The 16,633-nt window shown below is 53.8% G+C and carries 15 protein-coding genes; 10 read left to right on the forward strand and 5 right to left on the reverse strand.

All coding sequences use genetic code 11. The features are described from left to right. Nucleotides 1-52 precede the first annotated feature (52 nt). The 6 genes from bioA to U0026_RS15635 all read left to right on the forward strand — a co-directional run bounded on the left by bioA (nt 53) and on the right by U0026_RS15635 (nt 7,753). Nucleotides 53-1,342 (forward strand): adenosylmethionine--8-amino-7-oxononanoate transaminase, encoded by a 1,290-nt coding sequence (bioA, locus tag U0026_RS15610; protein ID WP_062774901.1) that lies wholly within the window; start codon nt 53-55, stop codon nt 1,340-1,342. Between the two features lie 70 nt (nt 1,343-1,412). After that, nucleotides 1,413-1,889, forward strand: coding sequence for a kinase inhibitor (locus tag U0026_RS15615; RefSeq protein ID WP_062774899.1), 477 nt, complete (start codon nt 1,413-1,415; stop codon nt 1,887-1,889). A gap of 455 nt (nt 1,890-2,344) precedes the next feature. Then, nucleotides 2,345-4,321, forward strand: a complete 1,977-nt coding sequence (locus U0026_RS15620) for a PTS mannitol transporter subunit IICBA (protein WP_062774897.1) — start codon at nt 2,345-2,347, stop codon at nt 4,319-4,321. Nucleotides 4,322-4,376: 55 nt separating this feature from the next. Then, nucleotides 4,377-5,534: a mannitol-1-phosphate 5-dehydrogenase gene (locus U0026_RS15625; protein ID WP_062774896.1), complete on the forward strand. Its 1,158-nt coding sequence runs from the start codon at nt 4,377-4,379 to the stop codon at nt 5,532-5,534. A gap of 57 nt (nt 5,535-5,591) precedes the next feature. Then, nucleotides 5,592-6,254 (forward strand): MltR family transcriptional regulator, encoded by a 663-nt coding sequence (locus U0026_RS15630; protein ID WP_062774894.1) that lies wholly within the window; start codon nt 5,592-5,594, stop codon nt 6,252-6,254. A gap of 215 nt (nt 6,255-6,469) precedes the next feature. Then, a complete protein-coding gene (locus U0026_RS15635) occupies nt 6,470-7,753 on the forward strand; it encodes a putative acyl-CoA thioester hydrolase (protein WP_062774892.1) in 1,284 nt (427 codons plus the stop codon). A gap of 150 nt (nt 7,754-7,903) precedes the next feature. On the opposite strand, the gene pgl is transcribed toward U0026_RS15635, so the two are convergent. Next, nucleotides 7,904-8,899, reverse strand: a complete 996-nt coding sequence (pgl, locus tag U0026_RS15640; RefSeq protein ID WP_062774890.1) for a 6-phosphogluconolactonase — start codon at nt 8,897-8,899, stop codon at nt 7,904-7,906. Between the two features lie 129 nt (nt 8,900-9,028). Between pgl and U0026_RS15645 the strand changes: the two genes are divergently transcribed. Next, the gene (locus U0026_RS15645; protein ID WP_062774889.1) at nt 9,029-9,847 is read left to right on the forward strand and encodes a pyridoxal phosphatase; all 819 of its coding nucleotides are present in this window, start codon (nt 9,029-9,031) and stop codon (nt 9,845-9,847) included. Here the strand turns inward: U0026_RS15645 and modC are convergent, their stop codons facing one another. The 4 genes from modC to U0026_RS15665 form a co-directional block, all read right to left on the reverse strand. Further along, nucleotides 9,848-10,906 (reverse strand): molybdenum ABC transporter ATP-binding protein ModC, encoded by a 1,059-nt coding sequence (gene modC / locus U0026_RS15650; RefSeq protein WP_062774888.1) that lies wholly within the window; start codon nt 10,904-10,906, stop codon nt 9,848-9,850. 3 nt (nt 10,907-10,909) lie between these two features. Further along, nucleotides 10,910-11,599 carry a molybdate ABC transporter permease subunit gene (modB, locus tag U0026_RS15655; protein ID WP_062774886.1) on the reverse strand — a complete coding sequence of 230 codons (690 nt, stop codon included), beginning with the start codon at nt 11,597-11,599 and terminating at the stop codon, nt 10,910-10,912. Beyond that, the gene (gene modA, locus U0026_RS15660) at nt 11,599-12,372 is read right to left on the reverse strand and encodes a molybdate ABC transporter substrate-binding protein (protein ID WP_062774885.1); all 774 of its coding nucleotides are present in this window, start codon (nt 12,370-12,372) and stop codon (nt 11,599-11,601) included. Before modA ends, modB begins: the two co-directional genes overlap by 1 nt. Before the next feature lie 177 nt (nt 12,373-12,549). Then, a complete protein-coding gene (locus tag U0026_RS15665) occupies nt 12,550-12,699 on the reverse strand; it encodes an AcrZ family multidrug efflux pump-associated protein (RefSeq protein WP_073971125.1) in 150 nt (49 codons plus the stop codon). Nucleotides 12,700-12,829: 130 nt separating this feature from the next. Here U0026_RS15665 and modE point away from each other — a divergent pair, with 130 nt between their 5' ends. From modE to U0026_RS15680, 3 genes are all read left to right on the forward strand, one after another. Beyond that, nucleotides 12,830-13,618 carry a molybdenum-dependent transcriptional regulator gene (gene modE / locus U0026_RS15670; RefSeq protein ID WP_062774883.1) on the forward strand — a complete coding sequence of 263 codons (789 nt, stop codon included), beginning with the start codon at nt 12,830-12,832 and terminating at the stop codon, nt 13,616-13,618. A 67-nt stretch (nt 13,619-13,685) separates the two neighbouring features. Further along, on the forward strand, nt 13,686-15,155 hold the full coding sequence (modF, locus tag U0026_RS15675) for a molybdate ABC transporter ATP-binding protein ModF (RefSeq protein WP_062774881.1): 1,470 nt from the start codon (nt 13,686-13,688) through the stop codon (nt 15,153-15,155). Nucleotides 15,156-15,327: 172 nt separating this feature from the next. Next, entirely contained in the window at nt 15,328-16,455 is a 1,128-nt protein-coding gene (locus tag U0026_RS15680; protein WP_241974008.1) for an integrase core domain-containing protein, read from the forward strand. Nucleotides 16,456-16,633 lie beyond the last annotated feature (178 nt).

Here is a 16,633-nt window from a genome sequence, read left to right on the forward strand (position 1 = left end):
TCGGTTTATACTCGTAAACCTAAAACTTTTCAAAATGGTTTACAAGTCGATTATGACAACGGACGATCTCGCCTTCGATCAGCGCCACATATGGCACCCCTACACTTCCATGACCGCTCCGCTACCGGTGTATCCGGTGGTCTCCGCCGAGGGTTGCGAACTCCAACTTGCCAATGGCGACCGGCTGGTTGATGGCATGTCATCATGGTGGGCGACGATTCACGGCTACAATCACCCGCGTCTGAATGCGGCCATGAAAGCGCAAATTGACCAGATGTCGCACGTGATGTTTGGCGGTATTACCCATCCTTCCGCCGTGGCCCTGTGCCGTAAACTGGTGGCGATGACGCCTGAGCCGCTGGAGTGTGTGTTCCTCGCCGACTCGGGTTCCGTGGCGGTAGAAGTGGCAATGAAGATGGCGTTGCAGTACTGGCAGGCCAAAGGCGAGTCGCGTCAGCGTTTCCTGACCTTCCGCAACGGCTACCACGGCGATACCTTCGGCGCGATGTCGGTTTGCGATCCAGACAACTCGATGCACAGCCTGTGGAAAGGCTATTTGCCTGAGAACCTGTTTGCGCCGGCCCCGCACAGCCGCTTTGATGGCGAGTTTGAAGAGTACGACATGGTGACGTTTGCGCGGCTGATGGCGGCGCATCGCGGGGAAATTGCCGCGGTGATCCTTGAACCTATCGTGCAGGGTGCAGGCGGAATGCGCATGTACCATCCAGAGTGGTTAAAACGCATCCGTAAGATGTGTGACCGTGAAGGCATTCTGTTGATTGCCGATGAAATCGCCACCGGCTTTGGTCGTACCGGGAAGCTGTTCGCCTGCGAGCACGCGGGGATCAGCGCCGATATTCTGTGTTTAGGTAAAGCCCTGACCGGCGGCACCATGACGCTCTCAGCGACCATCACCACCCGTGAGGTGGCGGAAACGATCAGCAACGGCGAAGCAGGCTGCTTTATGCACGGGCCGACGTTTATGGGCAATCCGCTGGCCTGCGCCGTCGCCACCGAAAGCCTCGCCATTCTGGAAACCGGCGAGTGGCAAACCCAGGTCGCCGCCATTGAACATCAGCTCAAACGCGAGCTGGCACCTATCGGTGATTCGCCACTGGTTGCCGACGTCCGTGTGCTGGGCGCGATTGGCGTTGTCGAGACGCGTTACCCGGTGAACATGGCTCTGTTACAGCGTTTCTTCGTCGAACAAGGCGTATGGGTGCGTCCATTTGGTCGCCTGATTTACCTGATGCCGCCTTATCTCATCAGCAAAGCGCAACTCACCCGTTTGACCCGCGCCGTTTGTTTAGCTGTCGAACAGGAAACATTTTTTATCCAATAAGCAGCAGCCATATAGGATGATTAACGCTACACTCCTTTGTTAATCAGTAGATTAACAAAGGAGGCAGTCGATGAAATTAGTCAGCCATGACCTGCGTGACGGCGAAAAACTTCCACAGCAGCAGGTATTCAACGGGATGGGTTATGAGGGCGATAATATTTCTCCCCATCTGGCATGGGACGACGTGCCTGCCGGAACCAAAAGCTTTGTGGTGACCTGCTACGATCCGGATGCGCCAACCGGTTCCGGCTGGTGGCACTGGATTGTCGCCAATCTTCCCGCTGATACTCGCGAACTGCCCACTGGTAGCGGCTCGGGAATGGTGAATTTACCTGCTGGTGCACTGCAAACCCGCACCGATTTCGGTAAAGCCGGTTACGGTGGCGCGGCTCCGCCAAAAGGCGAAACTCACCGCTATATCTTTACGGTGCATGCACTGGATGTCGATAAAATCGACGTTGACGAAGGTGCCAGCGGAGCGATGGTCGGGTTCAACGTTCACTTCCACAGTCTGGCGAGTGCAACGATTACCGCGCTTTTTAGCTAATCACATTCACATCTTTAAGCCCTGCAAGGGAAACTTTGCGGGGCTTTTTTACATCTGTCGTGCAGCGAGTTGTAATTTTATGACGTAAACAGTGCCAGGAATGGGGAAAACGATGAGAAGTACGACGAGGAGAAAAACATCTTGTGAATACGATCACAATTCAAATACAAAGACGCAAAAAATAAAGGTGATATTAATCACAAAAAATCCGTCAACAGCGGCGATTTTTTAACTTTGTAGGCGAGTTACAAGCCTTTATGTGATCAAGGTCACTCAAAACAAGCTTTGACAGGGGGGCGAATAGTGATCTTAATCACAAATCCCCCTCGAGTACGCGAGATGAAAACGGCGTGATAGAGTCGATTTTGCATACAGAACGACTGGATGGTTTTTGGCGAAACCACCACAACTATGACGACGCGTAACGTCTTTACGCGCACCACGAGGGGTGTTTTATGTTATCACCAGATATCAAGGTCAAGGTACAGAATTTTGGCCGTTTTCTCAGCAATATGGTGATGCCCAATATTGGCGCATTCATTGCCTGGGGTTTGATTACCGCATTATTTATTCCAACAGGCTGGCTGCCTAATGAAACGTTAGCCAAGCTGGTTGGCCCAATGATCACCTATTTGCTGCCGCTGTTAATCGGCTATACCGGTGGTCGTCTTATCGGCGGCGAGCGCGGCGGCGTGGTCGGTGCTATCACCACCATGGGCGTTATCGTCGGCGCAGATATGCCGATGTTTATGGGCGCGATGATTGCCGGCCCGCTCGGCGGCTGGGCGATTAAGCGCTTCGACCGCTGGGTTGACGGTAAAATCAAAAGCGGCTTCGAGATGCTGGTGAACAACTTCTCTGCCGGTATTATCGGTATGCTGCTGGCGATGCTCGCCTTTATGGCGATTGGCCCAATGGTTGAAGTACTGTCGAAAGTGCTGGCATCGGGCGTTAACGTGATGGTGCAAAATAACCTGCTGCCGCTGACCTCGGTGTTTGTTGAACCGGCAAAAATTCTGTTCCTCAATAATGCGATTAACCACGGTATCTTCTCACCATTAGGTATCCAGCAGGCGACGGAAACCGGCAAGTCTATCTTCTTCCTGATTGAAGCCAACCCGGGCCCGGGTCTGGGCGTCCTGTTAGCGTATATGTTTGTTGGCAAGGGCAGCGCGAAGCAGTCTGCGGGCGGTGCGGCCATTATTCACTTCTTCGGCGGAATTCACGAAATCTACTTCCCGTACGTGCTGATGAACCCTCGCTTAATTCTGGCGGTGATTCTGGGCGGCATGACCGGCGTGTTCACGCTGACTTTATTCAACGCAGGTCTGGTCTCCCCTGCTTCGCCGGGCTCCATCTTTGCGGTGTTGTTGATGACGCCAAAAGCCTCATTGATTGGCGTAGCGCTGTCTATTTTGGCCTCAACGCTGGTTTCCTTCCTCACCGCTTCCATGTTGCTTAAACGCGTTCGTGTGGGTGATGAAGAGAGTAACGGTCTGTCTGAAGCCACTCGCCGCATGCAGGCCTTGAAGCAGCAGTCTAAATCCGGCGGCAAACCAACTGGTGAGCAGCCGCAGCCGGCACCGGCTCTTGATTTGTCTAAAGATTTGCAGCATGTGCGTAAGATCATTGTGGCCTGTGATGCGGGTATGGGATCGAGCGCCCTCGGTGCAGGCGTGCTGCGCAAAAAGGTGAAAGATGCAGGTCTGACCCATATTTCAGTCACCAACTGCGCGATCAACAGCCTGCCTGAAGATGTCGATCTGGTGATAACCCATCAGGATTTAACCGAACGCGCCATGCGCCATGCACCGCACGCCATGCATATTTCGCTGAGCAACTTCCTGGATAGCGGGCTGTACACCGATTTAACCACTCGCCTGATGGTGGCAAAACTGCCTCCTGCAGCGAACGATAATCGACTGATTAACCAAACAATCATCGCCGCCAATGACGAGGCATTTGATGCCAGTGAGCGCGATGAGAATCTGTTCAAACTGAGCGCTGACAACATCTTCCTCAACTTAACCGCCGACAATAAAGCGCAGGCCATTCGCTTTGCCGGTGAAATGCTGGTCGCTGGCGGCTACGTTGAGCCGGACTACATTGATGCCATGCTGGCGCGGGAAGCATTAACCACCACCTACCTGGGAGAGTCTATCGCCGTCCCACACGGCACCGTAGAGGCCAAAGACCGCGTGCTTCATACCGGGATTGTCATTTGCCAATATCCACAAGGCGTTCGATTCGGCGACGAGCCCGACGATATTGCCCGACTGGTTATCGGCATTGCCGCCCGCAATAACGAGCACGTTCAGGTTATCGCCCGCCTTGCCAACGCGCTGGATGATAAAGACGTTATCGAGCGTCTGACGCAGACCACCAGCGTCCAGGAAATCTTGCAGATCCTGTCAGGCGAGCAAGCAGCATAAGGTTGTGGGGGCCACCCGCCCCCGCTACGGATAGTCTTTTTTTGGAGTCCTATTTATGAAAGCAATTCATTTTGGTGCAGGGAATATTGGTCGCGGCTTTATTGGCAAACTGCTGGCAGATGCGCAGGCAGAAGTCACCTTTGCCGATGTTAACCAGCCGTTAGTCGATCAGTTAGCCCATCAGCAGCACTATCAGGTCAACGTCGTAGGCGAAAACGCCCGCATTGAGCAGGTTAGTCATATTCGCGCCATCAACAGCAACAGCCCGGACGCCATTCAACAAGTTGCCCAGGCCGATATGATAACCACCGCCGTCGGCCCACAGGTTCTGAGCAAAATTGCCAATACGCTGGCGCTTGGACTCATCGCACGTCACGCCAGCGGCAACGATCGACCGATGAATATCATTGCCTGCGAAAACATGGTGCGCGGCACCAGCCAGCTTAAAACGCATGTGCTGGAGGCCATTCCCGCAGAGCTTCATGCCTGGGTGGAAGAACACGTTGGTTTTGTGGATTCTGCCGTCGATCGCATTGTTCCTCCCAGCCTTGCGGCGAACGACGATCCACTGGAGGTGACGGTGGAGACTTTCAGCGAGTGGATTGTCGACAGTACCCAATTCAAAGGTCAGTTGCCGGACATTGCAGGAATGGAACCCACGTCCAATCTGATGGCCTACATTGAGCGTAAACTTTTTACGCTTAACACCGGTCATGCGATTACCGCTTATCTTGGGCAGTTGGCGGGACATAAAACCATTCGCGATGCCATTCTCGACCCGGCTATTCGTCAGGTAGTGCAACGCGCAATGACAGAAAGTGGCGACGTGCTGATAAAGCGCTATGGCTTCGATCCGGCGCAGCATGCGGCCTATATCGATAAAATACTGACCCGCTTTGAGAACCCGTATTTGCACGATGATGTCGAACGCGTGGGCCGTCAGCCGCTGCGCAAATTAAGCGAGGGCGATCGTTTAATTAAGCCACTGCGTGGGACGCTGGAGTATGGCCTCCCCCACGAAAACCTGCTGACAGGCATTGCGGCGGCATTAAGCTATCGCAGCGAGAATGACCCGCAGGCGCAAGAAATGACAACTTTATTACGCGAGAATGGCGTCGCCGATACCGTTGTTCAGGTTTGTGGCCTGAACGACCAGCCAAAACTTGTCGCAAAGATAGCGAATGTGTATAACGCCATGCAACGCAAGGCATGATGCCACCCATGTGGTTGGCGCTGCCGGTATTCGGCAGCGCCAGATAGGAAGGGTTAGATGAAACACAATCGCCTGCGCTTAGCCGCGCAAACAGAGATAAAAGAGCATCATCCGAAAGCTCCCGCACCAGGCAAGCCGCGGGCACCGGAATATGAAACCACGATGATGACCCCAATGGACGAATCTGATCTATATAAAAATCAGGCTGTTGAAAACCGAATTCTGGAGCGGTTAAACGCGCGCCAGACGCTCACCGGCTTTATTCAGACCGCCGTGGGGTTGCTCGCGGAAGCGGTGGATTTACTGATTCTGCAAGCCTTTCGCAAAGATGACTACGCCGTGAAATATGCGGTAGAACCGCTACTGGAAGGCACTGGGCCGTTAGCAAATTTGTCGGTGAGGCTCAAGCTTATTTATGCGCTGGGCGTCATCAGCCGCGATGAATACGAAGACGTTGAGCTTTTAGTCGCGCTGAATGGCGAATTGCTTAATGAAAACAAGATCTACAGCTTTACCGATGATGAGATTCTGGGGCCAATCAGCATGCTGCACTGCATGACGGCGCTCCCCCCGCAGCCGACGCTGCATCTGCCAGAAGATGTTGTGGATGATTCACTCATCACCATGCAAGAGCAACGCTATCAACAAATGGTGCGTTCTACGCTGGTGCTGAGCATCACCGATTTAGTCACCAGCTTAACGCATAAGAAAGCATTTTAATGGGCAACAGGATGGCGTAATGCAGTCCGGGGACAGACTGATTCTGCCGTTAAGATGACGCTATTCTTTGTCAGAAGTCACCTTGTCGTTTTCCGCACACCTAAGTCGCCAAAAAAACAGGCGATTTTTGTCAGTTTATCTTCCCGTTTCGCCCAACTTAGTATAAAAAGGCTGCTTTTACAGGATTCCCATTCACTTAATTAGCCTGGAGCAACATGAACATTTTATCGGTTTCTCGTCTGGCGCTGGCATTGGCTTTTGGCGTGACACTGACGGCGTGCAGCTCAACGCCTGCGGATCAGCGTCCATCTGACCAGTCCGCACCTGGAACGTCTTCCCGTCCGGTACTGTCAGCAGATGAAGCGCAGAATTTTACTGCCGCACGTTATTTCTCATCGCTTGATCCTAAGGCTGCCGCCTGGTCTCCATCCTCGATCTCCATTCCGGCAAAGGCTGACTTCGTTGTTGGGCCTGCGGGAACGCAGGGTGTGACGCATACCACCCTTCAGGCTGCGGTTGATGCCGCCATTACTCGCCACAGCAGCGCACGTCAGTACATTGAAGTTCTGCCGGGTGAATATCCGGGTACCGTGTATATTCCGGCAGCCCCTGGCAGCATTACCATTTACGGTACTGGCGAGAAAGCGTCTGACGTGAAAATCGGCCTGGCCATTGACTCTGAAATGGACACAACGACCTGGCGTCGTCTGGTGAACCCAGGCGGTAAATACATGCCAGGCAAACCGGCGTGGTACATGTTCGATAACTGCCAGAGCAAGCGTAGCGCCACCATCGGCGTGATGTGCTCCGCAGTCGTCTGGTCACAAAACAGCGGTCTGCAGATGCAGAACCTGACCATTGAAAACAACCTGGGTGACAGCGTGGATGCGGGTACGCACCAGGCCGTTGCGCTGCGTACCGATGGCGACAAAACTCAGTTGAACAAGGTCAATATTCTGGGTCGTCAGAATACCTTCTTCGTCACCAACAGCGGCGTTGATAACCGTCTGCAGAATAACCGCCAAACCCGTACGCTGGTCAGCAACAGCTACATTGAAGGCGATGTGGATATCGTTTCCGGTCGCGGCGCAGTAGTGTTTGATAACACCGACTTCCGCGTGGTGAATTCCCGCACTCAGCAGGAAGGTTACGTGTTCGCCCCGGCTACGCAGTCCAACATCTTCTACGGCTTCCTGGCCACCAACAGCCGCTTTACCGCAGCCGGTGACGGCGTGGCGCAGCTGGGACGTTCTCTGGACGTCGACAGCAATACCAACGGTCAGGTTGTGATTCGCGATAGCGTGATTAACGAAGGCTTTAACGGTGCAAAACCGTGGGCTGACGCCGCCATGTCAAAACGTCCATTCAGCGGCAATACCGGCGCGAAGGATGAGAAAGGCGAGATGAAACGCGATCTGAACGACCGTAACTTCAACCGCATGTGGGAGTACAACAACCGCGGCGTGGGAAGTCATGTGATGGCGGAAGCTAAGCAGTAATTTAGCGTCATTGATTAAGGGCTCATGGTTATCATGAGCCCTTTTTTTGGCCTGCGAAAATTGCCGAACAACACCGTCGCGTAGGCCTGATAAGCGTTGCGCCATCAGGTATTGCCAAATGGCGGCGTGTGCCTTATCCGGCCTACCTTATCAATGTGCGTTAATCACGACCCACATTGGGCCCTGACCTACCGCATAACGCCCTTTCTCCTGCAACAGTCCCTGCTCGCCGGTGATTTCATACACCGCGATATGGTGCGATTTCTGCCCAGCAGCCACCAGATATTTTCCGCTGTTGTCGATGTTAAAGCCGCGCGGCTGAGTTTCGGTTGGCTGGAAACCTTCTAATGACAGCACGCTACCATCAACTGATACGCTAAATACGGTAATCAGGCTAGAAGTACGGTCACAGGCGTACAGGTGACGACCATCCGGGGTAATATGGATATCCGCCGCCCAGCGCGTATCAGAGAAGTCGGCTGGCATCATATCCAGCGTTTGTACGCACTCAATTTTGCCGTGCGGATCTTTCAACTCCCAGACGTTAACGGTGCCGTTCAGTTCGTTTACGCAATAGGCGTACTGCTCATTCGGGTGGAACACCAGGTGGCGAGGGCCTGCACCTTCCACGGTGGTCACTTCCGCAGGAGTTTGCGCAGATAAGAAGCCATCGTCGCTTAAGGTAAACAGGCAAATACGATCTTGCTTCAACGCGGGAACCCACAGAGTACGGTTATCCGGGGAGATGTTCGCTGAGTGGCAACCATCGAGACCTTCCTGCACCGTTACGGTATCGCGCGGCAGACCGTCTTCCAGACGGATCACGCTCACGTTGGCCTGGTTATATGAGGCACTAAAGACGAAGTTGCCTTTGCGATCGGTGGAGATATGCGTCGGGCTGCCCGGCAGCGGGGCTTCGGCGGCAAAGGTCAGCGCACCATCGTCCGGGGCAATACGGTAAGCCAGTACGCGAAATTCCGGGCGCACGCCAACATACAAGAAACGTTTATCAGGGCTTACGACCATCGGCTGTACCTGACCTGGAACATCCACCACCTGAACCAGCTTAAGGCTACCGTCATGGTTCAGCGTCCAGACGTGGATCTGCTGACTTTCCGGGCTGGCGGTATAAACGGTCTGTTTCATGACTACTCCTTTTAGGAAAACGTAGAATTGCGGCGAAGTTTCGCAGCCTGCTTCACATCATTTTGCCGCACAGGTATCTCGGTGTACCATCCTGAACAGCGAATTTTCTCTTTAACTCGAGACATAACTATGACTGCACGTGTAATTGCCCTGGATCTAGACGGAACGCTCCTGACACCAAAGAAAACCCTGCTGCCTTCTTCTGTGGAAGCGCTGAATCGCGCCCGCGCCGCAGGGTATCAATTAATGATTGTGACCGGTCGTCACCACGTTGCTATTCATCCTTTTTATCAGGCACTGGCGTTAGATACACCTGCAATTTGTTGTAATGGCACTTATTTGTATGATTACCAAGCGAAAAAAGTACTGGATGCCGATCCGATGCCGGTAGAAAAAGCCCAGCAACTGATTACATTGCTGGATGAACACCAGGTTCACGGCCTGATGTATGTCGACGATACCATGATGTACCAGCATCCTACCGGCCACGTTATCCGCACCAGCAACTGGGCACAGACGCTGCCGGAAGATCAGCGTCCATCATTTACTCAGGTGGATTCTCTGGCTCAGGCCGCGCACGACGTCAAAAACGTGTGGAAATTCGCCCTCACCGATGAAGATGGCGAAAAATTGCAGAACTTTGCTAAACACGTTGAGCAGACGCTGCAACTGGAGTGCGAATGGTCATGGCACGATCAGGTGGATATTGCCCGCCAGGGTAACAGCAAGGGCAAACGCCTGACCCAGTTTGTCACGTCACAGGGCTGGTCCATGCAGGACGTGATTGCTTTTGGCGATAACTTTAACGATATCAGTATGCTGGAAGCTGCCGGAACCGGCGTGGCGATGGGTAATGCCGATGACGCAGTAAAAGCCCGCGCCAACGTGGTGATCGGCGAAAACACCACGGATGCTATCGCCGATTTTATCTATAAAAATCTGCTGTAATCAGGCGGTGATCGACACGCTTTTGACCTGTGCATAGAGCCACTGGCCTGGTTTCACCGCCAGGTCATCTCTGGCCCACGGGCTGATGCGTGCCCACAGCGTACGCCCACTGACATCGAGCTGAACTTCCACCTGACCGTTATTATCAAAGCACTGCATCACTTTGGCATGCAGTACGTTACGGATACTGGTGTGCTGCGAGGGCTGGAATACCAGCGACACATCGGTAGCCTGAATGCGCACGCGCACGGCGCTTTGCAGCGGCTTATCGAGTTTATTCACCCAAATATGCTGGTCACCCAATGCCAGCGCGGTCATCGCGTAGTGCGGATGATGCTCCAGCACCGTGACGCGAAGAATACTGCTTTGCTGATCCTGCGGCAGCCAGGGATGCATCACGCTGCTGCCCCACACATCTTCCAGATTACCAAAGGCTTTGACCTGTCCGCCTTCCAGCACCAGCACTTTATCGGCCAGATGCAGGATTTCGTCCAGCGAGTGGCTGACGTAAAGCATCGGGATATTAATCTCCCGCGCCAGCCGTTGCAGGTACGGCAGCAGCTCGCGTTTACGCGGAATATCGAGCGATGCCAGCGGTTCATCAAGCAACAGCAGTTCCGGCGCGGTCAATAACGCCCGACCAATCGCCACACGTTGCTTCTCACCGCCGGAAAGGCTACCGGGCAGACGGTCGAGCAACGACTCAATGCCGAGCAGTGCCACCAGCTTATCAAACTGTTCAGCCATGCTTTTCGCCATGCCATAGCGCAAATTGCCGCGTACCTTATAGTGCGGGAAGAGTCGCGCATCCTGAAAAACATAGCCGATACGCCGCTTCTCAGGGGCCAGACACACGCCCTGCTCGACATCATTCAGTACACGGTCGTTGAGAACAATGCGCCCCTTCTGCGGCTGGGTCAGCCCGCTAATCGCATTGATAAGCGAAGTTTTACCCGCCCCAGAAACGCCGAACACGGCAGTAATACCGGATGCAGGCAGAGATTCGTTAATTTGCAGGCAGTGCGTGCCCAACGTCTGGCTAAAGTTCAGTTCCAGCATCGGTTACGCTCCTATCCGTTGACGGCTAAGACGCGCGAGCCATTCAGAAATCATCAGGGAAATCAGTGCCAGAACAATAGAAATCAGACACAGACGCGCCGCTGCGCTTTCGCCACCGGGGGTCTGAATCAACGTATACATGGCAGAAGGAATGGTGCGGGTTTCGCCGGGAATATTGGACACAAAGGTAATCGTCGCTCCGAACTCGCCCAGCGAGCGGGCAAAGGCCAGCACCGTACCGACGATAATACCGGGCAGCATCAGCGGCAGCGTAATGGTACAAAACACTCGCCAGCGTCCGGCACCCAGCGTTCGTGCGGCCTGTTCAAGCTTGACGTCAACGCCTTCCAGCGCGAGGCGAATCGCCCTGACCATCAGCGGGAATGACATCACCGCCGCCGCCATCACCGCACCGCGCCAGCTAAAGGCAAAGGTGAGACCAAACCAGTCATACAACCAGCTACCGATAAAACCGCGTCGCCCCATCGCTATCAGCAACAGGTAACCCACCACCACCGGTGGCAGCACCAGCGGTAGATGGATAAGGCCGTCGAGCAACGCCTTTCCGGGGAAGTTGCGGCGCACCAATAGCCAGGCAAAGAAGATCCCAAACGGCAGGCTAAAAACCACGGCCAGGGATGACACTTTCAGGCTCAGCAGAACCGCTTGCCATTCGGGATCGGACAATATCATTAGCGAGTTGTGAATCCGTAACGTTTAAAGATTTCAGACGCCTGCGGCCCTTTCAGGTAGTCATAGAACGCCGAGACGGTTGCATTTTTATGGCCATCGGTAATGGCAATAGGATATTCGACCTTCTTATGTGAATCTTCCGGGAAGGTGCCGACAACTTTAACACCTTTGCTGGCAACTGCGTCAGAGCCGTAAACGATACCCAGCGGTGTTTCATTACGTTCCACCAGCGCCAGTGCGCCGCGCACATCTTCAGCTGGTGCCAGTTTTGGTGACAGGGTTTCCCATGCGCCCAGTTTTTGCAGCGCTTCTTTAGCGTAAATGCCCGCCGGGACATGTTCCGGGTCACCGACCGCCAGACGGCCATCTTTCAGCAGGCTGGTCCAGTTGGTTTTCGCATCGATGGTAATATCACTCTGCGCGCTGGCTTTTGGCGCAACGACTACCAGGCTGTTGCCCAGTAAAGTTTCGCGTGTGGCGGTATCAATCGCCTTTTTATCCACCGCGTAGTCCATCCATTTCTGGTCAGCGGAGATAAACAGGTCAGCCGGCGCACCCGCTTCAATCTGGCGGGCCAGCGTCGAAGAAGACGCAAAAGAAGAAACCACGTCGACGTTCTTCTCTTTTTTGTACTCTTTAGCAATATCCTGCATCGCGTTTGTTAACGACGCAGCGGCAAATACGGTAATTTTAGCGTCATCCGCCAGCGCCTGACCCGCAACACAAACCGTTAATGTCGCCCCAGCAAATAAGCGTAACCATGAACCTGTCATTTGAAACTCCTGTGAATACCGTTGTATACAAAAAAATACAGCGCTGAGTATAGGGGTTTTCTGACATTAATGCATTACAGATACATGAATGATGAGATTTATTACAGGAAGTTATCGGCAGAAGAAGGGAATGCTTAATAGCAAAACGCCCGACAAATGCGGGCGTTTTGGGGGAAATCAGTGAGTTTTCTGGTCGCGATCTTTGTGACCGACGCCGGAGAAGATGTTAAACACTTCACCCAGACCGTAAATCAACCCCAGGATGATAGCCATCACTACGGGCACCATGATTACGGCAAATACCAGACTTTTCAACAGCTCTAACATGGTTAACTCCAGACATTGTGATGCGGCTATTGTAACCGTATAACGCAGAAATACACTCCCTTTTGTGCGGTGTGCTTTGCGTGAGCGCCCATTTGGGTCAGAATACCCTTTTTCTTGCCAGGATACTCTTATGCAAGCCGAAATCCTTCTTACCCTCAAGCTCCAGCAGCGCCTGTTTGCCGATCCGCGCCGCATCTCGCTACTCAAACAAATAGCACAGACCGGCTCTATCAGCCAGGGGGCTAAAAATGCGGGAATCAGCTATAAGAGCGCCTGGGATGCGATTAATGAGATGAATCAACTCAGCGAGCAGTCGCTGGTTGACCGCGCCACCGGAGGCAAAGGCGGTGGCGGCGCGGTGTTGACCCGCTACGGCCAGCGCCTGATCCAGCTTTACGATCTGCTGGCGCAGATTCAGCAAAAAGCGTTCGATGTTTTAAGCGATGATGATGCTCTGCCGCTGGACAGCCTGCTGGCCGCCATCTCCCGCTTCTCCCTGCAAACCAGCGCCCGTAACCAATGGTTCGGTACAGTCACTCAACGCGACCACCAGCAGGTACAGCAGCACGTCGAAGTTCTATTGGCTGACGGCACGACCCGTCTGAAAGTCGCCATTACCGCCCAGAGCGGCGAGCGCCTGGGGCTGGATGAAGGTAAAGAGGTCCTGGTGCTACTGAAAGCACCGTGGGTCAACGTCACGCGTGACCCGACCGTTGCCGCCGAAGCCGACAATCAACTCGCCTGCCGAATCAGCCATATTCAGCGTGGTGGAGGCCAGTGTGAAGTCCTGATGGCGCTGCCAGATGGGCAAACCCTGTGCGCCACCCTGCCGCTCACCGAGGCCCAAACGCTGGAAGAAGGTGCTGACGTAATAGCATTCTTTAACGCCGATCGTATCATTGTTGCCACGTTATGCTGATGGCATTGACATTGTGAGCCTGAAGACGTATCCCTGATGTATAACGCTGCAAAAAACGGGATACATCATGTCATCATTGCAAATTTCGCAAGGCACGTTTCGTCTTAGCGACACAAAAACATTAAAAATTGAGCATCTGACACTGCGTGCCGGAGAAAGCTGGGCATTTGTTGGCAGTAACGGCAGTGGAAAATCTGCGCTCGCCCGCGCGCTGGCGGGCGAACTGCCACTGCTTTCCGGTAGCTGCGAAGGCCAATTTACCCGCATCACCCGCCTTTCCTTCGAACAGTTGCAAAAACTGGTCAGCGATGAGTGGCAACGCAACAATACCGACATGCTGAGCCCTGATGAAGACGATACCGGGCGCACGACTGCGCAGATTATTCAGGACGAAGTGAAAGACCCGGCACTGTGTGCCGCGCTCGCTGGGCAGTTTGGCATCAGTCATCTGCTTGAGCGCCGCTTCAAGTATCTTTCTACCGGCGAAACGCGCAAAACCCTGCTGTGTCAGGCACTGATGGCGCAGCCGGATCTGCTGATCCTCGATGAACCGTTTGATGGGCTGGACGTTGCGTCTCGCCGCCAGCTTGCTGATCACCTGGCAACGCTGCACGAGGCGGGCTACACGCTGGTACTGGTGCTTAACCGCTTTGATGATATCCCTGACTTTGTGCCCTTTGCTGGGGTACTGGCAGATTGTACGTTGACGGAAACGGGTGAAAAAAAGGCGCTACTGGCGCAAACGCTTATCGCCCAACTGGCACACAGTGAAAAACTCTCTGGCATGGCATTACCCGAGCCGGATTCCCCATCAGCCCGGCTTTCTCTGCCCGACGACCAGCCGCTTATCGTGCTCAATGATGGCGTAATTTCCTATAACGACAGGCCCATCATCAACCATCTGAGCTGGACGGTCGCCCCTGGCGAGCACTGGCAGATTGTCGGGCCAAACGGCGCAGGAAAATCAACGCTGTTAAGTCTGGTGACCGGCGATCATCCGCAGGGTTATAGCAACGATCTGACGCTGTTTGGCCGCCGTCGCGGCAGCGGTGAAACTATCTGGGACATCAAAAAACACATCGGCTATGTTAGCAGTAGCCTGCATCTGGATTACCGCGTGAGTACCAACGTGCGTAACGTCATCCTCTCCGGCTATTTCGACTCCATCGGGATTTATCAGGCCGTTTCCGACAAGCAGCGCAAGCTGGTTGATGAATGGCTGCATATCCTTGGCATGGACGCTCGCACCGCAGATGCCCCATTCCATAGCCTCTCCTGGGGACAACAACGCCTGGCGCTGATTGTTCGCGCTTTGGTAAAGCACCCGACGTTATTAATTCTTGATGAACCGCTGCAAGGGTTGGACCCACTCAATCGTCAAGTTGTACGCCGCTTTATTGATGTGCTGATTGGTGAGGGGAAAACGCAGCTGCTGTTTGTCTCGCACCATGCGGAAGACGCGCCAGAATGTATTACACATCGGTTGGAGTTTGTGGCCAACGCAGAGGGATATCGCTATGCGCTAGGCCCGATATAAGCGCTATCGAAGCCTGATGGCACTGCGCTTATCAGGCCTACTCCTGGAGTAGCCCGGCCAAGCGAAGGTACAAACCGGGAACATGGGTAACACTTTAGACCGGATACATGGGTAACAGTTATAACTGGCATAGAAGAGGAGACTCACTATGCCCTGGACTGAGACCCGACCCATGCAACGTCTTGATTTTATCCGTGCCAGCATCGCTGGTACGGAGCCCTTTTCATCCCTTTGCCGTCACTTTGGCATCAGCCGTAAAACCGGCTATAAGTGGCTCGAACGTTTCGACCCATCTGACCCCGCCTCCCTTTTTGACCGCTCCCGCGCGCCGCATTCTCATGCCCGGATGGTGACGACAGATATCATCACGCATCTGACTGAATTGCGGCAAAAACATCCCGACTGGGGACCCAAAAAGCTGCGCATGTGGCTTCTTAATCATCACGTAGATTTTCCGGTTCCGGCTGCCAGTACTATTGGTGATGTCCTCAAGCGCGAAGGACTGGTGCCGGACAGAAAGCGGAAACACAGAACGCCCGGTAACCGACAGCCTCTCACCACCATCCGGGAAATCAATCAGGTCTTGAGCGCTGATTTTAAAGGAAAATTCAGACTGCTGAGCCGGGAATATTGCCATCCGTTTACGCTGACAGATAACCACAGCCGTTACCTTCTGAGCTGTCAGAGCAGCAATCATGAGAACACCGCCTTTGCCCGACAGTGTCTCACCGGAGCGTTCCTGGAATATGGTCTGCCGGGTGTTCTGCGGACCGATAACGGACAACCTTTTGCAGGTGTTGGCGTGGCGGGGCTCAGCCGCCTGTCAGTCTGGCTGATTAAACTGGGCATCAGACCCGAGCGCATCAGGAAGGGGCATCCGGAGGAAAATGGTCGCCATGAGCGGATGCACCGTTCCCTGAAAAGTGCACTGAAGCACGGGAATATCTTCAGAACACAGGAAGAGCAGCAGGCCTGGTTCAGTCACTTCCGGGAAGAGTTCAATCATGAGCGACCGCATGAAGCGCTGGGAGGGAGTACGCCCGGTCAGGTATGGCGGCCTTCAGCGAGGGGCTCGGACGGAAAGGTACCGGAGTATGAGTGGCCGACAGGCGCACGGCTGTACAGGGTCATGTCAAAGGGTGTGATACATATCGGGAAAGAGGTGTTCCTGAGCGAAGCGCTACTCGGAGAATACATCATGCTGGAAGGAAAAGATGATGGAGTTGAGGCCATCATCTTTAACGGAATGACGCTTGCTTACTATGACCGGAAAACGCAGAGTATTATCCGGATAGACTAGGAAAGTGTTACCTATGTTCCCGGTCTGAAGTGTTACCTATGTATCCGGTCGTACAGAAGCGCCGCCGGGTTAACACGATACAACACAGCACATGTGCCCCCCCCCCTCTTTTTCAGACTATTTTCACCCTGCACCGCTTTCTCCTTTGATTTATAATGCAAACCGATGAGGTTGTTGT

Origin of the sequence: Kluyvera intermedia (genome assembly GCF_034424175.1) — a bacterium.
Taxonomy (GTDB): Bacteria; Pseudomonadota; Gammaproteobacteria; order Enterobacterales; family Enterobacteriaceae; genus Kluyvera; species Kluyvera intermedia.

Coding starts and splice junctions, on each gene's coding strand:
- bioA (WP_062774901.1), top strand. CDS start 53: ATGACAACGGACGATCTCGCCTTCGATCAGCGCCACATATGGCACCCC.
- U0026_RS15615 (WP_062774899.1), top strand. CDS start 1,413: ATGAAATTAGTCAGCCATGACCTGCGTGACGGCGAAAAACTTCCACAG.
- U0026_RS15620 (WP_062774897.1), top strand. CDS start 2,345: ATGTTATCACCAGATATCAAGGTCAAGGTACAGAATTTTGGCCGTTTT.
- U0026_RS15625 (WP_062774896.1), top strand. CDS start 4,377: ATGAAAGCAATTCATTTTGGTGCAGGGAATATTGGTCGCGGCTTTATT.
- U0026_RS15630 (WP_062774894.1), top strand. CDS start 5,592: ATGAAACACAATCGCCTGCGCTTAGCCGCGCAAACAGAGATAAAAGAG.
- U0026_RS15635 (WP_062774892.1), top strand. CDS start 6,470: ATGAACATTTTATCGGTTTCTCGTCTGGCGCTGGCATTGGCTTTTGGC.
- pgl (WP_062774890.1), bottom strand. CDS start 8,899: ATGAAACAGACCGTTTATACCGCCAGCCCGGAAAGTCAGCAGATCCAC.
- U0026_RS15645 (WP_062774889.1), top strand. CDS start 9,029: ATGACTGCACGTGTAATTGCCCTGGATCTAGACGGAACGCTCCTGACA.
- modC (WP_062774888.1), bottom strand. CDS start 10,906: ATGCTGGAACTGAACTTTAGCCAGACGTTGGGCACGCACTGCCTGCAA.
- modB (WP_062774886.1), bottom strand. CDS start 11,599: ATGATATTGTCCGATCCCGAATGGCAAGCGGTTCTGCTGAGCCTGAAA.
- modA (WP_062774885.1), bottom strand. CDS start 12,372: ATGACAGGTTCATGGTTACGCTTATTTGCTGGGGCGACATTAACGGTT.
- U0026_RS15665 (WP_073971125.1), bottom strand. CDS start 12,699: ATGTTAGAGCTGTTGAAAAGTCTGGTATTTGCCGTAATCATGGTGCCC.
- modE (WP_062774883.1), top strand. CDS start 12,830: ATGCAAGCCGAAATCCTTCTTACCCTCAAGCTCCAGCAGCGCCTGTTT.
- modF (WP_062774881.1), top strand. CDS start 13,686: ATGTCATCATTGCAAATTTCGCAAGGCACGTTTCGTCTTAGCGACACA.
- U0026_RS15680 (WP_241974008.1), top strand. CDS start 15,328: ATGCAACGTCTTGATTTTATCCGTGCCAGCATCGCTGGTACGGAGCCC.